The organism is Rhizobium leguminosarum bv. viciae USDA 2370 (genome assembly GCF_002008365.1).
Lineage (GTDB): Bacteria > Pseudomonadota > Alphaproteobacteria > Rhizobiales > Rhizobiaceae > Rhizobium > Rhizobium leguminosarum.
The window spans coordinates 95,348-118,082 of record NZ_MRDL01000022.1 but is presented as its reverse complement, the minus strand read 5'-3'; the positions used below and the strand labels follow the sequence as shown (position 1 = coordinate 118,082).

Genomic DNA, 22,735 nt, shown 5'->3' with positions numbered 1-22,735 from the left:
AAGACTTAAAGCATCGCGGGAATCCACTTTGACGCGCTTCAGGTCCCGCGGCTTCGCCGGCGCGACAAACCGTTGTATTCGCGCGAGGTGGGGTGCGCTTGAGATTGCCCATCGCCCGCCAGGGGGCGAGGCCATCTCAGCTTGCCTTCTTGCTGCGGCTGTCGCCGCGCGCCGGCGCCTTCTTCTTCGCCAGGGCCTTCTTTGCTGGCGCCTTGCCGCTCATCTTGGCACTCTGGCGCAGTGCCTCCATCAGGTCGACGACCTTGCGTTCCGGCGCCTGTTTCTTCTTCGGTGGCGCCCGGCCTTCGATCTTCGCCTTCACCAGTTCGACGAGGGCAGCCTCGTAGCGATCCTCGTACTCGCTCGGTTCGAAGCTGCCTTGTTTAGTGCCAATGATATGGCCGGCAAGCTCGATCATTTCCTTGTCGAACTTGATGTCGGGGATATCCTTGAAGACCGTATCGGCAGAACGCACCTCGTGGTCGAAATTCAGCATCGTCGCGACGATGTAGTCGTCATGCGGACGGATCAGCAGCGTCCGGATCCGCCGGAAAAGCACGGCTTCGGCCAGAGCCGCGACCTTGCCGTCACGCATGCCCCTGGCGATCAGCGACAGCGCCTCCTCGTCATGTTCGTCGACGGGCGCGAGATAGTAAGGGCGGTCGAAATATAGCTTGTCGATATCGTCGAAGGCGATGAAAGCCTTGATATTGAGGACCTTGTCGCTTTCCGGCATGATTTCGGCGATCTCGTCACCCTCGATGACGATGTAGTCGCCATTCTCCATCTGGTAGCCCTTGACCTGGTCGCCCCGCTCGACCGGTTTACCGGTCTCGCTGTCGACGAATTGTCGTTCCACCCGGTGGCCGGTCCTGCGGTTGATAATGTTGAAGGAGACGCGGTCGGAGGAAGAAACGGCGGTGTAGAGCCCGACCGCGCAGGCAAGGTCGCCCACCTTCAGATGACCCTTCCAGCTTGCCCGAGCGGTCATTCCATCCTCCGTCGCAAATCAGAGCCGGCTGCCGCTCTTGTCGGTTTCGAGTTCCTGAAATGCCCAGCCGCGGCCGTCGGGTGCGGGATAGGCGAGCAGCGCATCGCCATTGCCGATCTTCTGGCGCGATGCGGCGTCCTTGGCATGGACAATCGCTTCGTCAGCTGTCGCATAGGTTTCCGAAAGTGTGTCGCCGAGCTTATAGGCCCAGCCATTGTCATGCGGCACGACCTGATAGGTGATATCGGCCATTTCGGATCTCCTCTTCTCAACTAAATAGGGTGCATGATGTCGTCGGCTAGTTCCGCTTTGATTTGCGCCGTTCATCGAGCGCAATGATCTTCTCCAGCGATGCGATGTCCTCGCTGGTGACGACGGGAACCGGATCGGCAGCGATGGCTTCCAGCACCGCCTGTGAGACAGCGCCATTTCGGATCGCCCATTCCAGCGTTTCGCGGGTTTCCCGCTCGGCCTTCAGCTGCGCATAGAGCGCAACGATCAGCCGATCGCGAGCATCCATCCGCCGGCCTTGGTTATCCATGCTGCGGACGTCAGGCATCGCAATCCACCTTTGTCACTGATTTCGTTCAGGTGTATTCAACTGATGACGGATGGAAAGGTTCCGAAACCCATGGCGGCGTTTGCCATTGCCGCCTCAGGCGGAAATCACCATCTGCAAGATATTCGCAAGAGGATTTCAACATGGCCGATCTCAAGGCTCGTCCCCGCCCGACCGGCGCCACCGCCGTTCTCGGCCGTACCGGTTTCCCGCACGTCACCTCCGCCACCAAGGGCGAGATCGATATCGTCACCGCGCCGTCGCAGCCAGGTTTCAATCCGCTCGATCTGCTCTATTCCTCGCTCTCCGCTTGCCTGGTGCTCAGCGCCCGCATCGCCGCCAGCCAGATGGGCATTCTCGACAAGATCAGCGAGATCACTGCCGAGGTCACCGGCGAGAAGGCCGCGGAAGGCCTTTCGCGCGTCGCCAAGTTCAACATCGCCTTTTCGATCAAGGGCGATATCGACGAGGAAACCCGGCAGAAAATCGCCCATGCCGCCGAAGACGAGATCTGCACGGTGAGCAACACCATCCGCGGCAATCCCGAGTTCTCGACGACGATATCGGGGTAATTCTGTATCTACATAAAAATTATAGACAATCGAGAGCGGAGGATTGCGTGACCAATGTCCGGCTTCTATGCTCGTGCGTCAAAAGCAACGATCCCGGCCACCATGCAGCCCAAGCCTCTCCCGACGTCTGAACAGCCCGTCGTCGCCATCATCGGCGGCGGTGTCTCCGGCGCTGGCGTCGCCTATCATCTCGCGAGAGCCGACTGCGGCAAGCGCCCTGCCATCGTGGTCTTCGAGCCGCGCGCCGAGCTCGGCCGCGGCCTTGCCTACGACACGGCCGATCCGGCCCACCGCATCAATGTTCCAGCCGCCAAGATGAGCCTGCAGCCCGATGACCTGGGCGAATTCCTGGCCTGGATCGAAGCCCGCGACGCCGTCGCCGGCGACCCTGAGGCCAGGCAGCCCGATGGCTCGCTCTTCCCCCGGCGTCGGCTCTTCGGCGAATATGTCGCCTCGCTGCTGAAGCCGCTGCTGGAAGACGGTAGCGTGCGTCATTACCGCGCTGCGGTGACGGCTGTCGAAGCCCGTGCCGGCCGTTGGTCGATCCTCGACGACAGAGGCGGCGTGACGGAGGCCGATATCGTCGCGATCGCCACCAGCCATCCGCCGCCGGCAGCCCCCGGCCGGCTTGCGACCCGGCTTGCTGCCCATCCCCGTTTCGTCGCCGATACCACCAAGCCGGGCGCGCTCGACGTGGTCCGCCCGCATGACCGGGTGCTGGTCATCGGCAATGGCCTGACGGCTGCCGATGTCATTGCCTCGCTTGCTGACCGCGGGCATGACGGCCCGGTGACCGCGATCTCGCGCCGCGGCCTGCGGTCTCGCGGGCATGCGCCGGTGCCGCAGCCGCTCTTCGGCGATTTCGTCTCCAATGCCGCCCATTCCGCCATATCGTTGTTGGCAGCGATCCGCACTGCCATAAAAGCGGCGAAGGCTGAGGGCATAAGCTGGCATGGCGTGATCGATCAGGTGCGGGCACAGGGATACGATCTCTGGCAGGCGCTGCCGGTTGCCGAGCGACGCCGTCTCATCCGCCATCTGCGTCCCTATTGGGATGTTCACCGCTTTCGCATTGCCCCGCAGGTCGAGGCCGTGCTCGACACAGCGATTGCCTCGGGCCGCCTGGATATCCTGGCCGGCTCGGTTGCCGATGCGCGCATCGAAGACGAACTGATCCTTTGCACCCTGCAGCCGCGTCATCAGCGCCAGCCGCTGGAGCGGCGCTATGACGCCGTCGTCGTCACCACCGGCCCGGCGCATGGTGGCATTCTCGAAACCCAGCCCTGGCTCGCGGCACTTGCCGCAAGCGGCCACCTATCGCTCGATCCGACCGGCCTTGGCCTTGCCTGTAACCAGCATTCGCAAGCGATCGGCCCGTCCGGACATGCAGATCCTTCGCTGCTGATCTCCGGCCCGTTGGCACGCGGCACGTTCGGCGAGCTGATGGGTCTACCGCAGGTGACCGAGCATGCCTTCTTCATCGCCGGCGAGATCGCCGAAAAGCTGCGGACGAGCGCGACGAATAGGCGTCCTGCCTGATTTTCCATCGATATGTCGCTCTTCGACTGTCCCCGGTGAGCGACTTCTGATAGTCACTCGGCCACCAATTCCCGCCCGGCATTCGGGCGGCCAGAAATATCGAGACCATGTCGCAGGCTGCCTCCACCCTTTCCGAAGCCTCGCCTTCCAATCGTTTCGCCCTCGCGGCGCTGCTTCTCGGCGGGGCGGCGATCGGCGGCTCGCCGATCTTCGTCAGACTGTCCGAGGTCGGACCGATGGCGACGGCCTTCTGGCGCGTGGCGCTGGCGCTGATCCCGATCGTCGTCGTCTCGCTGCTGAAGAAGGATGCGGGGCCGAAGCCGCAGAGCCTTTCCGACTATGGCATGCTGATTCTGCCAGGCGTCATGCTGGCGCTCGACCTCGGCGCCTGGCACTTTTCGCTCACCATGACGTCGGTCGCCAATGCGACGCTGCTGGCCAACCTCGCACCGGTTTTCGTCACGCTGATCGCCTTCCTCTTCTTCAGCGCGAGGATCAGCCGCATCTTCATGCTCGGACTTGCCGTGGCTCTCTCCGGCCTCGTCATTTTGAAGGGCGGGCCCGCAGCCATTGGTAACGGCGATTTCAGCGGCGATGGCATCGCGATGATCGCCGCCTTCTTCTATGCCTGCTACATCCTGGCGATCGGCAGGCTGCGCAGCCGGTTCGATACGATCCGCATCATGTTGTGGAGCACAGCCTGCGCTGCGGTCTGCATCTTTCCGATCGGCCTGATCTACGAGGGCCATATGCTGCCCGCGACCGTCTACGGCTGGTCGATCGTTTTCGGCCTGGCCTTTATCAGCCATGCCGGCGGGCAGGTGGCGATCACCTATGCGCTGGCCTATCTGCCGGCGGCCTTTTCCTCGCTGACGCTGCTGTTGCAGCCGGTTGTTGCGGCCATTCTCGCCTGGGCGTTGCTAAACGAGGCGATCGGGACGATGCAGGCGCTCGGCGGCGCCGTCGTGCTTGCCGGCATCATGGTTGCCCGCCGCGGTTGATCGTCAGCGATTTTCCTGCAGCAGCCATTTCTGGATGATCGGAATGTCGGCATCGCCGAGATCGTGGCCGCCGGGGATGACGTCGGAATCGACGGTGGCGCCTGAACTCTTCAGCCTCTCTTCCAACTCGCTCGCATATTTGCCGTAGGCATCCGTCTTGCCGCTGATGACGAGCAGGTCCGTGCCTTTCAGATCAGCATGCGGATAGTCGCTGAGCACAGGCATGGAGCGCAGCAGCACCGCCTTGTGAACCAGGTTCGGGTGCAGGTAGAGCAGCGAGTTCAAAAGGTTGGCGCCATTGGAGTAGCCGACATAGACGACCTTCTGAGGATCGAGCCCGTAGGATTTGACAGCGCCCTCAATGAAGGCCGCGAAGGCCTCCGCCTCGGTCTTGATGTCGTTCTGGTCGAAGGAGAAGGGAGTAATGCGCTTGTACCAGCGTGGAAACCCTTCCTCCGTCGCCCGGCCGCGCACGCCGAGCAGCGTCGCCCGCGGCGCCGCCTTGTTCAGCAGCGGCATCAGCGTCGTCTCATTGCCGCCGGAGCCGTGCAGCAGCACGAAGACGCTGCCATCGGGATCGGGGGGCGTATAGAAACGATGGACGAATGGCAGCTCGCGATAATTGATGCGCGGCTGACCGGGCATTGAAAATTGCGGCAGCATCACCTTCAGGTCATGGAGATTGGTGATGGCTTCGGGTGGCGCGAAGAGCTTGCCCCCGAGGGCGGCGTGCTCTTCGTCCACGGTCATGCCCGGCTTGTCGGTCGCAAGCTCCACCAGCGTGCCGCCGGGCTCGCGCGCATAGAGCGAGCGGAAATATTTGCGGTCGTGCATATTGGTCGGCGACGCATCGGTCGCTTCCAGCGCCTTGCGAACCGAAAGCAGCGTCTCCTCGTCGGCGGCGCGAAAGGCGACGTGATCGACCGTGCCGGTGCCCGGCGCACCGGACCAGAAGCCACGCGCATCGCGCACGTCGATAATGTCGCCGGACTGCGACACCAGCCTGTCGATCGTGCCGCGGCTGGCCTGGAAACGGTAACCGAAATGGCTCTCGAGGAAGTTGCGGCTTTCGGCGGGCTTCTCCGTCAGCATGGTGGCGCCGCGCACCCGCTGGATGGCATGCTCGGCCGGGATCGAGGCGCCGTCCCAGGCGGCCGGCGATACCAAGTTCTTTGCGCCTGCGAGCTTGAGGATGATGTTGTCAGGGTCCTTCAGCCGCAGGACGGGCTCACCGAATTCGTCGGCCGGGCCCTCCGAGCGCAGGCCGAAGCTCATGGCGCGCGTCAGCCAGTAGCCGATGCTGGCAGGGTCGATCGACAGCGATATTTCGCTGATCTGGCCATAGCCGGCCCGGCCGGGCGCGCCATCTTCCCAGGCGAGGAAGGTCAGCAGCGAACCCGGCGTCCCTGCCGCATCGCCATAGAAGAGATGAAGTTGCGTCGCGTCCTCGTAACCGGCTGTCTGCTTGACGAGCCGCATACCGAGAAATCCCGCGTAGAAGTCCACGTTCGCCTGCACCTTTCGGGTGACGGCCGTGACGTGATGTATGCCTGATACCATCGAGAGCAGTCCTGATTGAAGCGGCGTCGTCAGGAGCGCGAGTATGAGAGCTGCGAAGGTCATACCGTTGCCAATGACGATCGCTTAGTTTTGTTCCGCACAAAGCGCAAGCGAATCGCCGCGCTGCAACAACTCCAAATGTTCAACATCTTCGAGCGCCTCTTCCAGTTGCTGCAGGGTCGGCGGCTTGACCATATAGGCGCGCGCGCCGAGATTTCTGGCCCGTCGCATGTCGCTCTCGTCGCTTGACGTGCTGAGGATGCAGACGGGAATTTGCTTGAGGCGGACGTCGGCTGAAAGCGCATGCAGCACCTCGAAGCCGTCCATGATCGGCATGTTGATGTCGAGCAGCATCAGGTCGATCTGCGGCACATCGGCGATGCCTGCGCGTTCTTCGAGCAGCCGCATTGCCTCGCGTCCGTTGGTGGCGACATGCAGGTTGAAATTCACCTTCTCCCGCCGCATCAGCTTGATCTTCAGAATCTGGATGTCGGCCGGGCTGTCTTCCACCAGCAGCACCTCGGCCAGCCTGCCCGAACCTTCGCCTGGCTGCTCCGCCGGCTTGGCGCTGTGCGGGATGACCGATGCGGCAGGCGGCGTGGACCTCACCTCGGCGAGCGGCACTTCGAGAATGAAGGTGGCGCCCGGCCCATTTTCTGCCTCGCACCAGATCGAGCCGCCATGCATCTGCGCGATGCGGCGGCATATGGCAAGGCCGAGCCCGGTGCCTTCGATGCCACGACCGACGAGGCGCTTGAACGGCTGGAAAATCAGTTCGCGATGCTCCGGATCGATGCCAGGCCCGTTGTCACCCACGGTGAGGCGGCAGATATCGCCCTGCGCTTCGCCTATGATGCTGATCTCCGGAACCTTCTGCTCGCAATAGCGGATGGCATTCGACACCAGGTTCTGCAGGAGCTGGGTCAGCAGCGTCGCATCGCCCATGACCTCCGGCAGCGCCCCGCGGATGATGACGGCGCCGCGGCTTTCGGTCTGCTGACGCAGATTGTCCTCCACCTGGTCGAGCACGGCCGATAGCGAGACCGGCCTGAGCTCCAGCCCGCCGTAGGCCTCGAGCTTGGTGAAACCCGAGACTTTGACGATCAGGTCTTCCATATGGTCGGCGGCGCTGAGTACGTAATCAAGCAACTCCCGGTCTTCGGCCGGGAGCGCGGCAGAGCCGTGCAGGATGCGGCTGAAGGATTTGATCGTCCGGAGCGGCTCCTTCAGATCATGGGCCATGGCGCGAGTGAAGATCTCCAGCGATTGTCGCTTCTGCTCCAGCTTTGCTTCCAGCATGCCGTGCATGATGGCGTTCTGGATGCAGCGATGCAGTGTTTCAGGCGAAAGCGAATCCTTTGTCAGATAGTCGCGTGCCCCGCTCTTCATCACCTCGACGGCGACGGTTTCGTTGCCCTGGCCGGTCAGCATGATGACGTTGGCGGCGGGGTCATCCTCCAGGATATCGGCAAGAACGCCGAGCCCGTCGCGCCCCGGCAGCGAATAGTCGAGCAGGATGCAGTCCGGCCGTTTCCGGCCGTTCAGTGCAAGGCCCTCTTCGCCCGTCTCCGCCTCCACGACGGTATAGGCGGTGCTGGAAACGCGGCCCAATATGCGGCGATAGACCTCGCGATCGTCGATGTTGTCGTCGATGATGAGAATGGAGCAGTGTTCCGCCAATCTGTCAGTCCTCGAGCGGCAGGATGGCGATTTCGAACCAGTATTCCTTCAGCCGCTGGATCGCGGCGAAGAGCCCGTCGAGATCGACCGGCTTCTGCACATAGGTATTGGCGCCGAGCGCATAGCAGCCTTCGATGTCACGTTCGTCGTCGGAGGTCGTGAGGATCACCACCGGGATCTTGCGCCAGCCGGCATTCGACTTGATCGCCTCCAGCGTCTTGCGGCCGTCAAGGCCCGGCATGTTGAGATCGAGCAAGATCAGTCCCGGTTTCGGCACCATTGAGGCGAGCATGTCGAGCGCTTCCTGACCGGAAGCCGCCCAGCGGATCGAGTTGCGCAGGTTGGTGCGTTTGAAGGCGCGCATCGTCGCTTCGAAATCGTCTTCGCTGTCTTCGACGATCAGGATCGGTTGCGTGTCACGCTGCTGCATTTTGCCCCTCGCGCTTTTTTCCCAAGGTGAAATAGAATGTTGTGCCGGTGCCGACCTCGGATTCCAGCCAGATATCGCCATTGTGCCGCGCGATGATCTTGCGCACGAAGGTAAGGCCTGCTCCGGTGCCGTCGTCGGAATCCTGCGACTTTTCCAGCCGCTTGAAAATGCGGAAAATATCCTCGTGGAATTCCTGCGGAATGCCCTTGCCGTTATCCTTAACGAAAAACACGTTGCGGGCAACCGTGCCGTCCTTGCCGACGAAACGGTCGAGGTAACCGATCGAGACGAGCGGCGCCGGCTTGTCGTTGTATTTGATCGCATTGGTAATGAGATTGCGGAACACTTCGGTCAGCCGCGGCGCGTCGCAGACCACCTCCGGCAGCCGGCCGTCAATGATGACCTTGGCATGCCGCTCCTCCAGCAACAACTCCATCGTCGCGACGACATCCTTGACGATCAGGCCGATGTCGGTGCGTTTGACCGCCAGCTGCTGACGCCCGAGCCGGGAGAAATAAAGTAGGTCGTTGACGAGTTTCTCCATGCGTTGGCTGAGACGCACGAGCCGGTTCAGCCGGCGTACGCCGTCCTCGTCGAGCTTGTCTTCATAGTCCTCCAGAAGGAAGCGGGAGTGGTTGTGCAGGCCGCGCAGCGGCTCTTTGAGATCATGCGAGGCGATATAAGCGAATTCATCGAGGTCGTGGTTGCTGCGCTCGAGCTCGGCCGTATAGGCCTCGAGCTGGGAAAGCGTCGTTTTCATCCGTTCTTCCTGCCGGACGCGCTCGCTGATGTCGCGCACGATACCGACGAAGGTCTTTGTCTGGCCGGTGACGACGGCGCTGATGGAAACATCGATCGGAAAGACGATGCCGTTCTTGCGTCGTCCGGAGACCATGCGCGTCGTGCCGATGATGCGCTCCTCGCCAGTCTGCCGGTAATGGGCGAGATAGCCGTCGTGCTCGGAATGGTAGGGTTCGGGCATCAGCATCTTGATATTCCGGCCGATCGTCTCCTGCGGGGAGTAGCCGAACATGCTTTCAGCCGCCGGATTGAAATTCTTGATCGTTCCACGCTCGTCGATGACGACGACCGCATCAGGGGTGCCGCGCACCAGCGCGCCGAAGCGGACGCGCTCGCCTTCCAGGTGATGGGTGTTGCGCATGAAATAGTAGACGAGGAGCGCGATCAGCCAGAGCGTGGCAGCCGTAATAGTGCGGTTGGCGATCTCCTGCCAGAACGCCGCCTCATTGTGCCTGACGGCGAAAAAGCCGAGCATCAACAGCACGGTGCAGGCAAAGGCGAAGAAAAGCGGCGCATTTCTGTTGCCGAACCAGAGCGCCGTCAGCACCAGCGGCACATAGAGAATGCCGTTGGCGACACCCAGCGGCGTATAGAGATCGACGAGAAGGCCGGTGAAGCAGACCGCAGCCGGGATCCAGAGCGGGATCTGCGCCCGGTTTGCCGGCTGCATCCACCAGGAGCGGGCGAGAAGCCCCGAGCCGAAGATCACGATGCCGATCGCCGTATGCAGCGCCATTGCCGCATAGGGACCCCAGCGGTAACCCTGTTCGGCATCGGTGACATAGCCGGCCAGCGCGATCATGCCGAGCGTGACAACGACATAGCTCGTCAGTTCCTGCACCACCTGGCTCTTTTTCTCCATGTGGAGCGAGAGCAGCAGCGAAAGATTGGCGATCAGGAAGACCAACGCCGTGTTCGGTCCCATGCCGCCGCCGATCTTGGCGATGAAATCGGGCGGAACCAGGAAGCGCGTGATCAACACGTCGACATTGTGAAAAGTCCGCCCGATCGTGACGATTTCCACGAGCCGGGCCGCAGCGATCGCCGCCGCAAGCCCCGCCGTGATCGTTGCCGTCACGCGAAAACGGCGGGCCGCCAGTGTCGAGGCGGCAAGCCCCACGCCGGAAAGCACGAAGCACAGCGCGGTGTTGAAGGCCATCGACGGAAAGCCGGGAACCAGCGAAATGACAATCTCGACCTGCAGCAGCCAGCCGGCAAGGGCAGTCAAGCCGAGAAGGAACATCAGGCAGCCGACCGCAATCGCAAAGGCACGGTAGTGCCGCCTTGGCTGATCCTGCAGGTCCACGTTGCCCTGATCCTGCACCCGTGTGTCCTCCTTCGGTTCGCGCGGCCATCTTTTCCGAAATCGAGGAATACTCAATAGGCAAGGCGGGGCGGTGCCACGCTTTTTGCGAAATGATCTGCGATGAGGTATATCGAATTTCAGTGGAACCGCGATATGGTGATGTCGAAGGACAGCGAGGTTCATTCGAACAATATCCAAATTACGGTGCTAGATGACCACCCTATTTTATGTCGACGACAGCAAGGATGACCTCTTCTATCTCGACTATATCTGCAGAAAGCAGCAGATAGACGTCGATCTATTCTGTTTCTCCGCAGCCGACATGGCGCTGGAGGCGCTGGAGACGCGCGCGGCGGAAGGCAAGACACCGCCTGACGTGCTGGTCGCCGATCTCTACATGCCACTCGATAGCGGCATCGGCCTGATCACTCGGTTGCGCCTGGATGATCGTTTCAAGGCGATGCGGCTTGCTATCTGCAGCGGATCGGATGCTGCCGAGGACCGCGCGCGCTCGCTCGATGCCGGCGCCGATGTATATCTGGAAAAGCCACTTGACCTTGCCTCGATCATTCTCAATCTTGAGATGTAGAATACGGCGAAAGCCGGATGACCTGTTCCCCCTCATTCGTCCAAGCCATATGACGAACCGCAATTGACAAGGTCGAGGACGCATCACAAGATGCAACCGGAGCGAAGAATATGGAACGCAAAATAAGCGCTGAGAGAACCGATCAACCCGCGTTCGCCGCCACGAACATCAGCCAACCCCTTAGCTGAATGGGTCTATCGGCTCTCTCGCGCTTACGTCTGGCACTGCCTTCTCGCATTCATGGATGTTGAATGCAGGAAGAATACGATACCCAGGTAAGAACTACTGCCCCTCAGTAAAATCTGCCCGTGCATCACCTGTCGTTGAGATAATTGATGATTTCCGCCTTACATATCGAAAGTCCCCGTTTTCGATATCCCTCATCAACCGTCTCGCAATTTTTGTAGCTCTTCGCGTTTAAGACGTATATCCCAAGATTTCGGGATTAGAGGTATTGGCGGGAAGAGAGGAAGAGTTGGAATGAGCAATGCCCCGGCAATTCCCTTTCATGCCGGACCGGAGCTTAGCCGGGCGATCAACCGCACCGATTTTTTCCGTCTGCTGAAGTCGGCGGCGCAGCATTACAACTTCAACAATTTCGCGCTTGCCCGCATTTCCGAGGCTTCGGCCCCTTTCGGTGAACGTGATATCGTCATCACCAATGTCGCCGAGCGACGTGTCGGCCTTTTCATCACGACGTTGAAGGAAGCGCTCGGGACCGTCCGGGCAAAGAGCGCCCAGTTCCTGGCAACGCCGGTCCATGGCAGGAGCGCACAGCCGGAAGCTTACCCGTCCAATCTTGTTTTCAACGAATTCCTGAGCGGCGTCTTTCTCTTCATCCCGCTATTTACGCCGGAAGGGCGGCGATATTGCCTCGTGCTCAGCGGCGAGCGTCAGGAGCCGGATCAGAGTGAGATCGCCGACATGCTTCTCGACGCCATGCGCATTTTCGACAAGCTCTACGAGGAAATCCTGACGCCGGAAATGTCCGGACGGCTGACCCAGCGCGAATCGGAAATCGTCAAATGGACGAGCGAAGGCAAGACGTCGGCGGAAATCGCCATCATTCTCGGTCTGTCCGAACATACGGTCAATTCGCACATCACCGCGGCCGCGCGCAAACTTGACGCTGTCAACCGCGTTCATATGGTGGCGATCGCCTTGAGGAATGGTTTGGTTTCGTGAAGTTGGTTTCGGGATTGGGGAAATGAGATGATGATCACCGAAACGAGCCGAAGGAACACTGTCAAGGTTCTCTTTGTCGATGACGAATTCATCGAATTCCGTGCGCTCAAGAAGAAGATCGCCGATCTCTCCGAGCCGGCCGTCGAGGTTGAATATTCGCCATCGATCGGTGACGCGCTGGAAAAGATCCGCTTGGCGCGCTTCGATCTCATCCTGCTCGACAACCGCCTGCTGCCCAATGCCGATTTCCGCGAAACGGTGCCGGAGCTGCGGGGCATCGGTTACACCGGCCCGATCGGCGTTGTCTCGACCGATATATCGGGCGGCTATTTCCAGGAATTCCCGGATTACGGCGTCGATTTCCGCATCGGCAAGGACGAAATCGATGCCCAGGCGCTGCAGCACATCATCCGCGAATATGTGACCTATGACGTCCCGGATTTCTGGAAGGACGATTACAGCATCTAACCATCAAGCGATGGGAAGGCGGATGATGAAACAGCTGCCGCTTGCATCCGAATGTTCGAGGCTGATATCGCCGCCAAGCGCCGTCAGAAACTCCCGCGCCGTCGTCAGTCCGAGACCGGCGCCCTGGACTGCTCCCGGCTTCGGCAATTTCCAGAACGGCTCGAATATCCGCTCCCGATAAGCCGGATCGATGCCCATCCCATTGTCGGCAATCCGGATGAACCAGTCCGTCCCCTCGCGCTCCGCGGCAATGGCCACACGCGGCGACACTTCGCTGCGATAGGTGAGGGCATTGGTCAGCAGATGCCGCAGCACCAGACCGAAGAGGGCAGGGTCGGTACGGATGGAAGGCAGGCCGTCGCTTTCAAGCGTTGCCTCACGGACCGCCGTCTCATCGGTCAGTTCGCCCCAGACATTTTCGGCCAACGCCTGCAGATCGATCTCTTCAGGCGTCACCTGAGGTGTGCCGCCGGCAAGGCTCATCAACGCCTTGGTGAGACGCTGCGCCGTCTGCGCCTTTTCCATGATCATCCGGAGGCTCTGAAGCTGTTCGCCGTCGAGCGTCTCCTCGAGATCGTCGAGCAGCAGCTCGGCATACATGGCGATATGACGGAGCGGCGATTGCAGGTCGTGCGAGGCGGTTGCGAGAAAACGCTTGATGCGCTCCTCGCTGTCTCCGGCAACGGTGGTTTCCGGCGGTCTCGTCGGGTCGGATGACATCTGGCGGTTTCCCCGATCTCAATTGCAGCGCCGCGCGTCTTTTCAGACGCGCTAAGGACGCTCTAACACTTTGAATTGGCACATAATGCAGCAGCCGACAATAGAAAGAGGGCGCCGGCTCTGCAACCGGCGCCCTCTTCAAAGATGCGTTAAAAACGGGGATTTAGCTCGCGGACTTGCGCGGGCGACCCTGTTCCGGCGGGATGATCTCAACTGCCGCATCGGTTGCCGGTGCCTTGGCATGGCGGCGGCGCCAGTCGCCCAGGAAGAGCAGGATGGGTGCTGCGATGAAGATCGACGAGGCGCCGGCCACGAGAATGCCGAAGACCATCGGGATCGCGAAGCTCGAGACGGCACTACCGCCCCAGATCGCCATCGGCACCAGAGCGAGGAAGGCCGTCGCATTGGTGTAGAGGCTTCGCGCCAAGGTCTCGTTGATCGACTTGTCGATGATCTCGCGCAGCGGCATCGACTTATAGAGTCGCATGTTTTCGCGCATGCGGTCATAGACGACGACCTTGTCGTTCACCGAGTAACCGACGAGCGTCAGAATGGCGGCGATCGCCGTCAGATTGAAGTCGAGGCCGGTGATCGCGAAGAAGCCGATCGCCTTGGTGACGTCGAGCACCAGCGTGACGATGGCGCCGACGGCAAACGGCCATTCGAACCGTACCCAGATATAGATGAGCATCGCGAAGCTTGCGATCACGACCGACAGGATACCGGCCCAGGCAAGCTCGCCGCTGACCTTCGGCCCGATGACGTCGGTGCCCTCGATGGTGGCGGTCGGATCGATTTTGGCGACTTCGGCCTTCAGCTTGGTCACCGCTGCCGTCTGTGCCTCTTCGCCGCCTTCCTGCCGTTGGGCACGAACGAGAATGCTGTTCTTGTCACCGAAGGACTGCAGCGAGATTTCGCCGAGACCAAGCGTGTTCAGGCCTTCACGGAACGTCGCAAGATCGGCCGGGGCGGTGGTCCTGACGGCCATCTGGATGCCGCCGCGGAAATCGACGCCGTAGTTGAGGCCGGGATGGATGAAGAGCACGACGGAGGCGATCGAAAGCAGCGCTGAGACGGTGATGCCGAAGAAGCGCGCCTTCATGAACTGGATGTGCTTGTCATAGGGGCTGAACGGGATCAACGGCCGGATGTTCAGCACCTTGAGCTTTCTGCGGCGGGTGATCTCGATCATCGCCACACGCACGAAGGCGACCGATGTGAACATCGAGATGATCAGGCCGAGCGCCATGGTCACGGCAAAGCCGCGAACCGGTCCGGAGCCGAAAAAGAACAGGATGGCCGCAGCGATCAGGGCCGTCATGTTGCCGTCGATGATGGTCGAATAGGCACGGCGGAAACCGGTGTCGATGGCGGCGAAGGCGCTCCTGCCCTTGCGCGTTTCTTCGCGGATGCGCTCGTTGATGAGAACGTTGGCGTCGACCGCAAGGCCGATGCCGAGCACGACACCGGCAATGCCCGGTAGCGTCAGCGTCGCACCAACCAGCGTAAGCGCCGAGAAGGTCAGGATCGTGTGAATCAACAGTGCGATATTCGCCAGGAAGCCCCAGGTGCCATAGAGAACGAAGATGAAGACTGCGACGAGGACAAAGCCGACGATGCCGGAATAAATGCCCATCTTGATCGCGTCGGCGCCGAGGTCGGCGCCGACGGTGCGCTCCTCGATAACCGTCAGCTTGGCGGGCAGGGCGCCGGCGCGCAGCATGGCGGCCAGCGTCGTGGCGCTATCGGCCGAGAAGCTGCCGGAGATCTGACCGGAACCGCCAGTGATCGGCTCGCGGATAACAGGCGCGCTCAGCACCTTGTCGTCGAGGACGATGGCGAAGGGATTGCCGACATTCTGGCGGGTGATCTCGGCAAAGCGGCTGGCGCCGGCGCTGTCGAAGCGGAAGCTGACGATCGGCTCATGCGTGTTCGGGTCGAAGCCGACGCGGGCATCCGAAAGGCGGTCGCCGGAGATTTCGACGCGGTCGAGGACCGGATAGGATCGGCCTTCATCGTCCTTCAGCATGGTCACGCCGGGTCCGGGCGCATTGTTCGGCGCCAGCATGTGGAACGACATCTTGGCGGTGGAACCGAGAAGTTCGCGCAGGCGTGACGGATCCTGCGCGCCCGGAAGCTGGACGAGCACGCGGTTGGCGCCGATGCGCTGAATGGTCGGCTCGGAGACGCCGACCTGGTCGACGCGCTGGCGGATGACTTCGAGGCTCTGCTGGACGGCATTGTCGACATTGGCGGAGATGCCGGCCGGCGAGAAGCCGACGGTGATGGTGGCGCCGTTCGCAGTGACATCAAGATCGGCCTGGCCGGCGCTGAGGCCAGTGCTGATCGGGTTGGCGAGCGTCTTGAGTTCGGTGACGGCAGCATCGCTCTGTGAGGCATCGGCGAGCGTCACGACGATCTGGTTCTGGCTGCGGACCACGGCTTTCGGCTGGATGCCCTTTTCGCGCAGCACGCGGCGCGCATCCTGAAGCAGCGATTGCAGCCGCTCCTTGGTCAGGTCGGCTTCGTCGACTTCCAGAACGAGGTGCGAACCGCCGCGAAGGTCGAGGCCGAGCGACACCTGCTCATGCGGCAGCCAGGCCGGCACGCGCTGGAGGACGGATTGCGGCAGGACGTTCGGCAGGGCGATCAATAAGCCGAGTAGGATGATCACCGTATAGGTGAACACCAGCCATGGTGAAGTACGCATGTTGTATTCCTTGATATCGAGGGCCGGCGCTCGGGCGCTGGCGGCATGTCGTCAATGTCGGAAGCGCCGATCGGCGCGAGCGTCAGGCAGCGACCGGCGGTGCGCGCGGCTGATGGGTCCTGGAGACTGCGGCGTGAAGCGAAGCTTCGAATGCCGGAAAAGCGGCTGATATGTTCCAGCCGGCGAAATCAAGGGCCGGAGCGGCGGCAAGGGCAGGCGAGCCGGCGTCATGTGCCGTCTGCTTCGGCGCAAGCTTGCGCTCCGTGGCAAGCAGCCCACGCACGGTGTCGCGCGCAGTCAACTGCGGCGGCTGCGGATCTCGACCGGAAGAGGAAAGCGTATTGACGGCAGCGGCTGGCGAGATCACCAGATTGCCGCCGAAAAGCAGGCCGAGATAGGCAAAGATGGCGACGAGGAGAGAAGCGGCGATACGGCTCGTCAGACGGTGCTGGTCCAGCTCCATCTTCTCCGTCCCGGCGATGTCACTCCCGTATCGGCTCAAAAGCGCGCCAATCTCTCATTCTCTTTCCGGCGGAGGGTCGTCCGTCGGCATAATTGTATCAGGCCCATGCCCGTCTTCATAGGGTTCACTCTCATGATGCACTTGGGCGAGCCGGTCAACCATGCCAAGCGCGATTTCACGCTCGCCCATGATGACGGTGTCGGCGCCATAGAGCTTCAGCTCATCGACCTCGGCGTCGGAATGGGCGCGGGCGACGATGAGGATCGACGGATTGACGCTGCGCGCCTGCTCGGCGATGCGGCAGGCCTCGAAGGCGTTGGGGATAGCGATGGCAATGCTGCGGGCGCCGGAAAGATTGGCAAGGTCGAGCGTTTCCCGCATCACCGCATTGCCCGCCAGGGTTTCGATACCCTGCTCCTTCAGCTCGCCGATGCGCTTGTCGGAGTCCTCAATGACGAGAAAAGGTGTGGCTGACGACTTGAGATTCTGTCCGACGATGCTGCCAACCCGCCCATAGCCGACGAGAATGGCGTGGCCGCTGAGAGCGGTTGGGTGCACCTCGTCGTCTTCGGGCGGCATCTCCTCCTGCGCTGCTATCGCATCTGCAGCGGGAGCAGGGTCCGCCACGACGTCTTCGCGCTTTGCACCATCCAGCAGCGGCCGCATGCGGTCACAGAGGAAAAACAGCAGCGGATTGAGGATGATCGAGATGATGGCGCCGGCAAGGATCAGATCGCGGCCTTCCTCCGGCAGCAGCCCCAGTTCGACGCCGAGGGCGGCGAGGATGAAGGAGAATTCGCCGATCTGGCCGAGGCTGGCCGAAATCGTCAGCGCGGTGCCGAGCGGCTTCTTGAAGGCGAGCACGATCAGGAGCGCGGCGACTGACTTGCCGATGACGATGATGAAGATGGTGGCAAGGATCGGCAGCGGTTTGTCGATCAGGATGTTCGGATCGAACAGCATGCCGACAGAGACGAAGAACAGCACGGCAAAGGCGTCGCGCAGCGGCAGGCTTTCCTGTGCTGCGCGATGGCTGAGCTCGCTTTCGGCAAGCACCATGCCGGCAAAGAAGGCGCCGAGCGCCAGCGATACGCCGAAGAGCTTTGCCGCTCCGAAGGCGACGCCGAGCGCGATCGCCAGCACGCCGAGCCGGAAGAGTTCGCGCGAACCGGTATGGGCGATGCGGTGCATCGTCCATGGAATGAGCTTACGACCGAAGACCAGCATCAGCGCCACGAACAGCGCCACCTTGACCAGCGTCATGGCTATCATGCCGCCGATGCCGAGATCGAGGTCGAACAGGCGGCTCAGCGCGGCCGAGAGCGGCTCGACGGGAGCGTGACCCTCACCGCCGATGCTGGCTGCGGCCGGGATCAGCACCAGCGCCAGCACCATGGCGAGATCCTCGACGATCAGCCAGCCGACGGCGATCCTGCCGCGCTCCGTCTCGACCAGGCGCCGCTCCTGCAGCGCTTTCAAGAGCACAACGGTGGAGGCGACCGAAAGCGCCAGGCCGAAGACCAGACTGCCGCCGGTCGGCCAGCCCATGAAGGCGCCAAGCCCCCAGCCGAGCAGTGTCGCAAAGGCGATCTGCACGATCGCGCCGGGCACGGCGATGCCGCGCACCGATAGCAGGTCTTTCAGGGAGAAGTGCAGCCCGACGCCGAACATCAGCAGAATGACGCCGATTTCGGCCAGCTCCGGCGCAAGGTTCTGATCCGCCACATAACCTGGCGTATGTGGCCCCACAAGCACGCCGGCGATGAGATAACCGACGAGCGGCGGCATCCGCAGCCGATGGGCGAAGGCGCCGAAGATGAAAGCCAGCACGAGGCCGCCGACGATTGTCGAAATCAAGGGCGTATCGTGTGGCATTGCTGTCTCCCGATCTGGAAATCCCGTTCGTAATATGACATATATGGTCTATATCGACCAATATGGGCAACTTGAAATCATGGGTCAAGGCGCAAGGGAAACAATTCTCACTCCCCCTCTCTGTCGCGCGGCGCGCGGACTGCTCGACTGGACTCAGACCGATCTTGCCGAGAGGGCTGCCGTCTCGCGCAGCACCATCCGCGATTACGAAGGCCGGCACCACGACATCCACCGCGCGACGGAGGCGCAGCTCCGCCTCGCCTTCGAGGAGGGCGGCGTCAAATTCGTGGAGATCGAAGGGGCGGGCACCGGCCTTTGCCTGCCTGATCCAGCCGGCTGAACCGGCTTAGGGTGCCAGGCAGGTGGCCGAGACCTTGTAGATGGAAAGCGTCTTGCCCTTGTAGTTGCCTTCCGTCGGCTGCCAGTTCTTCAGCACCTCGGGCGTCTCGGTGGCGCAGGTGAAGGCCCCGTCCGTCAGGAAAAGCACCTTGCCGCTGATGTCGGCAGGCAGAGCGAATTCCTGCTCGTAATAGCTCTCCGGAAGGCCCGCGGGCGCTCGCGCATAGATCCTGTAGGACGCATCGCGGAGCGTATAGAAGAGATCGGCGACCATGTCGCGATTGTCGGTGACGATGATGTCGGTGCCGGCTTGAGCGGCGAGTGCGGCGGCCTCGCGGCTGACCTCGGCGCGGCCGAGATAGCGCTTCATCAGCTCGTCGCCGTTCGGCAGCAGCAATTGATGCGGAAAGATCGTCGCCAGCGGAAAAAGCAGGCTGGCGATGCCGTTGATGGTCAACGACAGCCTGAGGCCCTTCGGCCACATCCGGTAAAGCAGCCAGACGGCAAGGATGGTCCCGGCGACATAGGCGGTCACCGCCCAGTTGGCGTAGGCCTTGGCGACCGTTGCCTGTAGCGTGATGAGCACCACCACCGGCATCGACAGCCAGACCAGTATCTTTTCCCGATCGTCGCTCCTGCCCTTGACCATACGGTAGACCGCCCAGAGCATCGCGAAGAAGATGATCGGCCCGACGACGCCGAACTGGGCGGAGAAGAATTCAAGCCCGCGACGGACATTGATACCGAGTTCGCTCCAATGGGCGATATCCTGCGTATGCCGCACCGTCGTGTTGTCGTGCTGCAGGTTCCACCACAGGTTCGGCAGGGCGACGACGGCCGCGACCGCGACCGCGATGATGCAATCCCGGATGGCGATGCGCGCCGCCGGAATGAGGAGGAGGGCAAGCGCGCCGCCCGGAACGACGAACAGCACGGCATATTTCGTCAGGAAGGCGAGGCCGACGCTAAGGCCCATGACGAGCGCCAGCCCGACCGAGCGTCGCTGCGTCAGGCCGAAATAGGCAAGCAGCGCGATCGCGATGAAGAACAGCAGGATCACGTCGGTCGAGAAGAACACCGAAGAAAGCGCAACGCCGGGGAGCGTGATGTAGGTGGCGCCCGTCCAGCCTTCGATCTCCGGCCCGACGAAACGTTTTGCCGTCTTCATCAGCACCAGTGCCGCCGCCATGTGGATCAGCGGTCCGAGCAGCCTGATCCAATAGATGGCGTTGGAGCCGGAAAGCTCGGTCATCGCCCGGATCACCCAGGCAATCATCGGCGGCTTGGAATAATAGCCGAGATCGAGATTCTGCGACCAGAACCAGTACTGCGCCTCGTCGACGAAAAGGTCCGTCGCATCGAAATTGAGCGTGACGACGCGCCAGAGCGTGAAGCCAAGAACGATGAGGAGACCAGATCTGGGGGACATGAACCGATAGTTCCGCTGACATGAAAGGCGCGAGTGCGATACACCAAAGGTGCCGGACTGCCAACGGGGAAGGGTGGGTCTAGTGCATCGGCCCGAAAATCGGAATCGATTTTCGGAAAGCACGATGCGTAGATTCAAAGTGTTAGAGCGTCCTTTGTGCGTCCGAAAGGACGCACGGCGCTCTAATGCATGTCGCGCAAAACTGTGCAGCGGTTTTGCGACAACAACATGCGTAAAACAGAGAGCTAAATCGCGAGGAGCGAATCCCAAAGAATCGCGATGCGCTTTAGAACACCCGAAGCGCGCGGAGATCGCGGTTTGCAGCGAGAAAATCGAGACGGGCGACGGCGGCAAGCAGCGTCATTGCAATCAAGCAGGAACCCAATCCGAGAACAATCATTGCTCTGTCCTTGTCGACGTCATGTCTTGGTTATCGACCGGCATATAACACGGAGCTTGCGTGTGCCTTGTAGCAGCCGTGCAACTCCGCAGCAGTATTTGCTGTGAACGGCCTTGAATTGCTTCAAAAGCCTGCACCGCGAAAGGCTTATTAACCTTCAAGCAAGGAATTAACCATAAACATTGGGTTACACGTCGGAATGGGAAGATGCACTCGTTCCCACCAGGCATGACGCCGTCCCGCCGTACCGGGTTGATCCGGTATCCATCTCTTCAGACAGCTCCGAAACATAGCTGATCAGGGGGCTCGATCCGCCGGTTGCGACCGGTGGTGAGGACCGTCTCCACGCTTCGCGTTCATCGGATGCTGCGAAAGTTTTTGGCCGGGCCTTTGCCCGGAAAGTGGTTGGGGACAGGCGTTGAGGCAGGATATGCCATCAGATCAGGCTCGTGGCGCGCAGGCAGGCAGCTTGCGCGACCGCCTGCGCTTTGCCGGTCTCGACGCCGACCAGTGCGATCTGGTGCGCCGCAACCGGCCGGCCCTCGAAGCGCATCTGAAGGCGGGCCTCAGGGATCTCTTCCACAGGTTCCAGTCATTCCCCGACGCCTCGCGCAATTTCGAGAGCGAGCGCCAGGTCGACCGCCTGCACGATCTGCAGTCCTCGCATTGGGACGTGCTGACGGATGCGCGGTTCGACAGCCTCTATGCCGAGCGCGTCAAGGTTCTCTCCGATACCGAAAGCAAAATGGGCCTCGACCCGCGCTGGCACGTGGCCGGCCATGCCGTCATGCTGGAGCATGTCGTTTCCGGTCTCGCCGAGGAGATCGCCGGCCGTCCGCTGTTGCCGTCGGCCAAGCGCCGCACCCGCGAAATCTCCGACCTGATGACGGCGATCATCCGCATTGTCATGGTCGATGTGGAAATTGCCGTCTCGCTCCGCTTCAACGCGCTGCGCGCCGGGGAGCAGCGTGCGCTTGCCGACCAGCGCGCCGACAACGAGGCCGAGATCGCCCGGATCTTCGGCGATGTCATCGACGGTCTTTCCGCACGCGACCTGACGCGACGCGCGCCCGTCGACGGCGTCTATGCCGGGATTGCCGCCGCGCTGAACGGAGCGTTGGATGGCCTCCAGGCCGAGTTCGCCGCCATCACCGAGCGCACGGTCAAGGCCGAAGCGGCGACAGGCTCGCTTGCCGGTCTGTCGCGGCAGTTCGCCAGCACCGCTTCCGGACAGGCCGATCGGCTGCAGCTTTCCGCTGCGGCCCTTGCCGGCATCGCCGGCAGTGTGCGCGATGGTGCTGCCGACAGCCGCGCTGCCGAACAGGCGGCCGCCACGACGCGCGCTGCCGTCGAGGCAAGCGGCGAGGTCGTCGGCCGCGCGATCAGCGCCATGGCCGATATCGAGCAGTCGGCCGAAAAGATCGGCCAGATCATCGGCGCGATCGACGAGATCGCCTTCCAGACCAATCTTCTGGCGCTGAATGCCGGTATCGAGGCCGCTCGCGCCGGCGATTCCGGCCGCGGTTTTGCCGTCGTCGCCCAGGAAGTTCGCGCCCTTGCCCAGCGCTCGGCCGAAGCCGCCCGCGAGATCAAGACGCTGGTGACGACGACCAAGGCGCAAGTCGACGCCGGCGTGCAGATGGTCGGGCGCACGCAGGATTCGATCGGCAGCATCGTGCGTCAGGTCACCGACATCAACGCCGCCATCGCCGGCATCGCCACTCGAACCGGCGAACATGCCGCAAGCCTCGACAGCGTGACTTCAGACGTCAAGGGCCTGGGTGGCGAAGTGGCGGATAGTGCCGGCCTTGCGGAGCGCTCCGCTGAAGGCGCCGACCACCTCCACACCGTCATTCTCGAGCTCGGCCAGACGATTCGCGAATTCCGCATCGCCCGGGAAAATGCCACTGCCGGGCGTCAAGCACCGGTTCGCGTGACACCGCCGCGCGCCATCGAGGCCGCCGCCCGTCCGGCACCGGCCGTGGACGAATACGAAAATGACGATTTTGGCCTTCCACAGCCCTTCGCAGGCGTCGGAGGTGGGCGGAATGTTTACTAACCTATCGGATGATTGCCTCAGCTCGTCTTTTTGGGCCGGGGATAAGGGGACAAGGAAAA

Annotated in this window: 20 protein-coding genes; 8 read left to right on the top strand and 12 right to left on the bottom strand. The window is 61.9% G+C overall.

What is annotated here, in order from left to right; all coding sequences use genetic code 11:
- Positions 1 to 136 precede the first annotated feature (136 nt).
- The 3 genes from ku to BS629_RS09620 are packed head-to-tail and all read right to left on the bottom strand — an operon-like array spanning position 137 to position 1,550.
- The gene (gene ku / locus BS629_RS09630) at positions 137 to 991 is read right to left on the bottom strand and encodes a non-homologous end joining protein Ku (protein WP_018244774.1); all 855 of its coding nucleotides are present in this window, start codon (positions 989 to 991) and stop codon (positions 137 to 139) included.
- A gap of 18 nt (positions 992 to 1,009) precedes the next feature.
- Positions 1,010 to 1,243: a DUF2188 domain-containing protein gene (locus BS629_RS09625; protein WP_018244775.1), complete on the bottom strand. Its 234-nt coding sequence runs from the start codon at positions 1,241 to 1,243 to the stop codon at positions 1,010 to 1,012.
- A 46-nt stretch (positions 1,244 to 1,289) separates the two neighbouring features.
- Positions 1,290 to 1,550, bottom strand: a complete 261-nt coding sequence (locus BS629_RS09620; protein ID WP_018244776.1) for a hypothetical protein — start codon at positions 1,548 to 1,550, stop codon at positions 1,290 to 1,292.
- Between the two features lie 143 nt (positions 1,551 to 1,693).
- Here BS629_RS09620 and BS629_RS09615 point away from each other — a divergent pair, with 143 nt between their 5' ends.
- The 3 genes from BS629_RS09615 (at position 1,694) to BS629_RS09605 (ending at position 4,662) form a co-directional block, all read left to right on the top strand.
- The gene (locus BS629_RS09615; RefSeq protein WP_018244777.1) at positions 1,694 to 2,122 is read left to right on the top strand and encodes an OsmC family protein; all 429 of its coding nucleotides are present in this window, start codon (positions 1,694 to 1,696) and stop codon (positions 2,120 to 2,122) included.
- A gap of 54 nt (positions 2,123 to 2,176) precedes the next feature.
- Entirely contained in the window at positions 2,177 to 3,661 is a 1,485-nt protein-coding gene (locus tag BS629_RS09610) for an FAD/NAD(P)-binding protein (protein WP_018244778.1), read from the top strand.
- A 107-nt stretch (positions 3,662 to 3,768) separates the two neighbouring features.
- A complete protein-coding gene (locus BS629_RS09605; RefSeq protein WP_018244779.1) occupies positions 3,769 to 4,662 on the top strand; it encodes a DMT family transporter in 894 nt (297 codons plus the stop codon).
- 3 nt (positions 4,663 to 4,665) lie between these two features.
- Here the strand turns inward: BS629_RS09605 and BS629_RS09600 are convergent, their stop codons facing one another.
- Genes BS629_RS09600 through BS629_RS09585 form a run of 4 tightly spaced genes read right to left on the bottom strand, consistent with a single transcriptional unit; the run spans position 4,666 to position 10,622 of the window.
- On the bottom strand, positions 4,666 to 6,285 hold the full coding sequence (locus BS629_RS09600; protein WP_018244780.1) for a VOC family protein: 1,620 nt from the start codon (positions 6,283 to 6,285) through the stop codon (positions 4,666 to 4,668).
- 21 nt (positions 6,286 to 6,306) lie between these two features.
- Positions 6,307 to 7,902 (bottom strand): response regulator, encoded by a 1,596-nt coding sequence (locus BS629_RS09595; protein WP_018244781.1) that lies wholly within the window; start codon positions 7,900 to 7,902, stop codon positions 6,307 to 6,309.
- A 4-nt stretch (positions 7,903 to 7,906) separates the two neighbouring features.
- On the bottom strand, positions 7,907 to 8,332 hold the full coding sequence (locus BS629_RS09590) for a response regulator (RefSeq protein ID WP_018244782.1): 426 nt from the start codon (positions 8,330 to 8,332) through the stop codon (positions 7,907 to 7,909).
- Positions 8,319 to 10,622: a sensor histidine kinase gene (locus tag BS629_RS09585; protein ID WP_018244783.1), complete on the bottom strand. Its 2,304-nt coding sequence runs from the start codon at positions 10,620 to 10,622 to the stop codon at positions 8,319 to 8,321. The genes BS629_RS09590 and BS629_RS09585 overlap by 14 nt, the downstream gene beginning before the upstream one ends.
- A 28-nt stretch (positions 10,623 to 10,650) precedes the next feature.
- Between BS629_RS09585 and BS629_RS09580 the strand changes: the two genes are divergently transcribed.
- The 3 genes from BS629_RS09580 to BS629_RS09570 all read left to right on the top strand — a co-directional run bounded on the left by BS629_RS09580 (position 10,651) and on the right by BS629_RS09570 (position 12,681).
- A complete protein-coding gene (locus BS629_RS09580) occupies positions 10,651 to 11,028 on the top strand; it encodes a response regulator (RefSeq protein ID WP_018244784.1) in 378 nt (125 codons plus the stop codon).
- 480 nt (positions 11,029 to 11,508) lie between these two features.
- On the top strand, positions 11,509 to 12,213 hold the full coding sequence (locus tag BS629_RS09575; protein ID WP_018244785.1) for a response regulator transcription factor: 705 nt from the start codon (positions 11,509 to 11,511) through the stop codon (positions 12,211 to 12,213).
- A gap of 30 nt (positions 12,214 to 12,243) precedes the next feature.
- Positions 12,244 to 12,681 carry a response regulator gene (locus BS629_RS09570; protein ID WP_018445830.1) on the top strand — a complete coding sequence of 146 codons (438 nt, stop codon included), beginning with the start codon at positions 12,244 to 12,246 and terminating at the stop codon, positions 12,679 to 12,681.
- A 3-nt stretch (positions 12,682 to 12,684) separates the two neighbouring features.
- On the opposite strand, the gene BS629_RS09565 is transcribed toward BS629_RS09570, so the two are convergent.
- From BS629_RS09565 to ybaL, 4 genes are all read right to left on the bottom strand, one after another.
- The gene (locus tag BS629_RS09565; RefSeq protein ID WP_018244787.1) at positions 12,685 to 13,401 is read right to left on the bottom strand and encodes a sensor histidine kinase; all 717 of its coding nucleotides are present in this window, start codon (positions 13,399 to 13,401) and stop codon (positions 12,685 to 12,687) included.
- Positions 13,402 to 13,564: 163 nt separating this feature from the next.
- Entirely contained in the window at positions 13,565 to 16,111 is a 2,547-nt protein-coding gene (secD, locus tag BS629_RS09560) for a protein translocase subunit SecD (RefSeq protein WP_018244788.1), read from the bottom strand.
- Between the two features lie 82 nt (positions 16,112 to 16,193).
- Complete coding sequence (locus tag BS629_RS09555; RefSeq protein WP_018244789.1) at positions 16,194 to 16,574, bottom strand: hypothetical protein; 381 nt, start codon at positions 16,572 to 16,574, stop codon at positions 16,194 to 16,196.
- Positions 16,575 to 16,628: 54 nt separating this feature from the next.
- Complete coding sequence (gene ybaL, locus BS629_RS09550; RefSeq protein ID WP_018244790.1) at positions 16,629 to 18,449, bottom strand: YbaL family putative K(+) efflux transporter; 1,821 nt, start codon at positions 18,447 to 18,449, stop codon at positions 16,629 to 16,631.
- A 34-nt stretch (positions 18,450 to 18,483) separates the two neighbouring features.
- Between ybaL and BS629_RS09545 the strand changes: the two genes are divergently transcribed.
- The gene (locus tag BS629_RS09545) at positions 18,484 to 18,789 is read left to right on the top strand and encodes a helix-turn-helix transcriptional regulator (RefSeq protein ID WP_018244791.1); all 306 of its coding nucleotides are present in this window, start codon (positions 18,484 to 18,486) and stop codon (positions 18,787 to 18,789) included.
- A gap of 6 nt (positions 18,790 to 18,795) precedes the next feature.
- Here BS629_RS09545 and BS629_RS09540 read toward each other — a convergent pair whose 3' ends face one another.
- Positions 18,796 to 20,217, bottom strand: coding sequence for an ArnT family glycosyltransferase (locus BS629_RS09540; RefSeq protein WP_018244792.1), 1,422 nt, complete (start codon positions 20,215 to 20,217; stop codon positions 18,796 to 18,798).
- Between the two features lie 830 nt (positions 20,218 to 21,047).
- Between BS629_RS09540 and BS629_RS09535 the strand changes: the two genes are divergently transcribed.
- Positions 21,048 to 22,676 carry a globin-coupled sensor protein gene (locus BS629_RS09535; RefSeq protein WP_032981405.1) on the top strand — a complete coding sequence of 543 codons (1,629 nt, stop codon included), beginning with the start codon at positions 21,048 to 21,050 and terminating at the stop codon, positions 22,674 to 22,676.
- Positions 22,677 to 22,735 lie beyond the last annotated feature (59 nt).

Coding starts and splice junctions, on each gene's coding strand:
- ku (WP_018244774.1), bottom strand. CDS start 991: ATGACCGCTCGGGCAAGCTGGAAGGGTCATCTGAAGGTGGGCGACCTT.
- BS629_RS09625 (WP_018244775.1), bottom strand. CDS start 1,243: ATGGCCGATATCACCTATCAGGTCGTGCCGCATGACAATGGCTGGGCC.
- BS629_RS09620 (WP_018244776.1), bottom strand. CDS start 1,550: ATGCCTGACGTCCGCAGCATGGATAACCAAGGCCGGCGGATGGATGCT.
- BS629_RS09615 (WP_018244777.1), top strand. CDS start 1,694: ATGGCCGATCTCAAGGCTCGTCCCCGCCCGACCGGCGCCACCGCCGTT.
- BS629_RS09610 (WP_018244778.1), top strand. CDS start 2,177: ATGTCCGGCTTCTATGCTCGTGCGTCAAAAGCAACGATCCCGGCCACC.
- BS629_RS09605 (WP_018244779.1), top strand. CDS start 3,769: ATGTCGCAGGCTGCCTCCACCCTTTCCGAAGCCTCGCCTTCCAATCGT.
- BS629_RS09600 (WP_018244780.1), bottom strand. CDS start 6,285: ATGACCTTCGCAGCTCTCATACTCGCGCTCCTGACGACGCCGCTTCAA.
- BS629_RS09590 (WP_018244782.1), bottom strand. CDS start 8,332: ATGCAGCAGCGTGACACGCAACCGATCCTGATCGTCGAAGACAGCGAA.
- BS629_RS09585 (WP_018244783.1), bottom strand. CDS start 10,622: ATGAACCTCGCTGTCCTTCGACATCACCATATCGCGGTTCCACTGAAA.
- BS629_RS09580 (WP_018244784.1), top strand. CDS start 10,651: ATGACCACCCTATTTTATGTCGACGACAGCAAGGATGACCTCTTCTAT.
- BS629_RS09575 (WP_018244785.1), top strand. CDS start 11,509: ATGAGCAATGCCCCGGCAATTCCCTTTCATGCCGGACCGGAGCTTAGC.
- BS629_RS09570 (WP_018445830.1), top strand. CDS start 12,244: ATGATCACCGAAACGAGCCGAAGGAACACTGTCAAGGTTCTCTTTGTC.
- BS629_RS09565 (WP_018244787.1), bottom strand. CDS start 13,401: ATGTCATCCGACCCGACGAGACCGCCGGAAACCACCGTTGCCGGAGAC.
- secD (WP_018244788.1), bottom strand. CDS start 16,111: ATGCGTACTTCACCATGGCTGGTGTTCACCTATACGGTGATCATCCTA.
- BS629_RS09555 (WP_018244789.1), bottom strand. CDS start 16,574: ATGGAGCTGGACCAGCACCGTCTGACGAGCCGTATCGCCGCTTCTCTC.
- ybaL (WP_018244790.1), bottom strand. CDS start 18,449: ATGCCACACGATACGCCCTTGATTTCGACAATCGTCGGCGGCCTCGTG.
- BS629_RS09545 (WP_018244791.1), top strand. CDS start 18,484: ATGACATATATGGTCTATATCGACCAATATGGGCAACTTGAAATCATG.
- BS629_RS09540 (WP_018244792.1), bottom strand. CDS start 20,217: ATGTCCCCCAGATCTGGTCTCCTCATCGTTCTTGGCTTCACGCTCTGG.
- BS629_RS09535 (WP_032981405.1), top strand. CDS start 21,048: ATGCCATCAGATCAGGCTCGTGGCGCGCAGGCAGGCAGCTTGCGCGAC.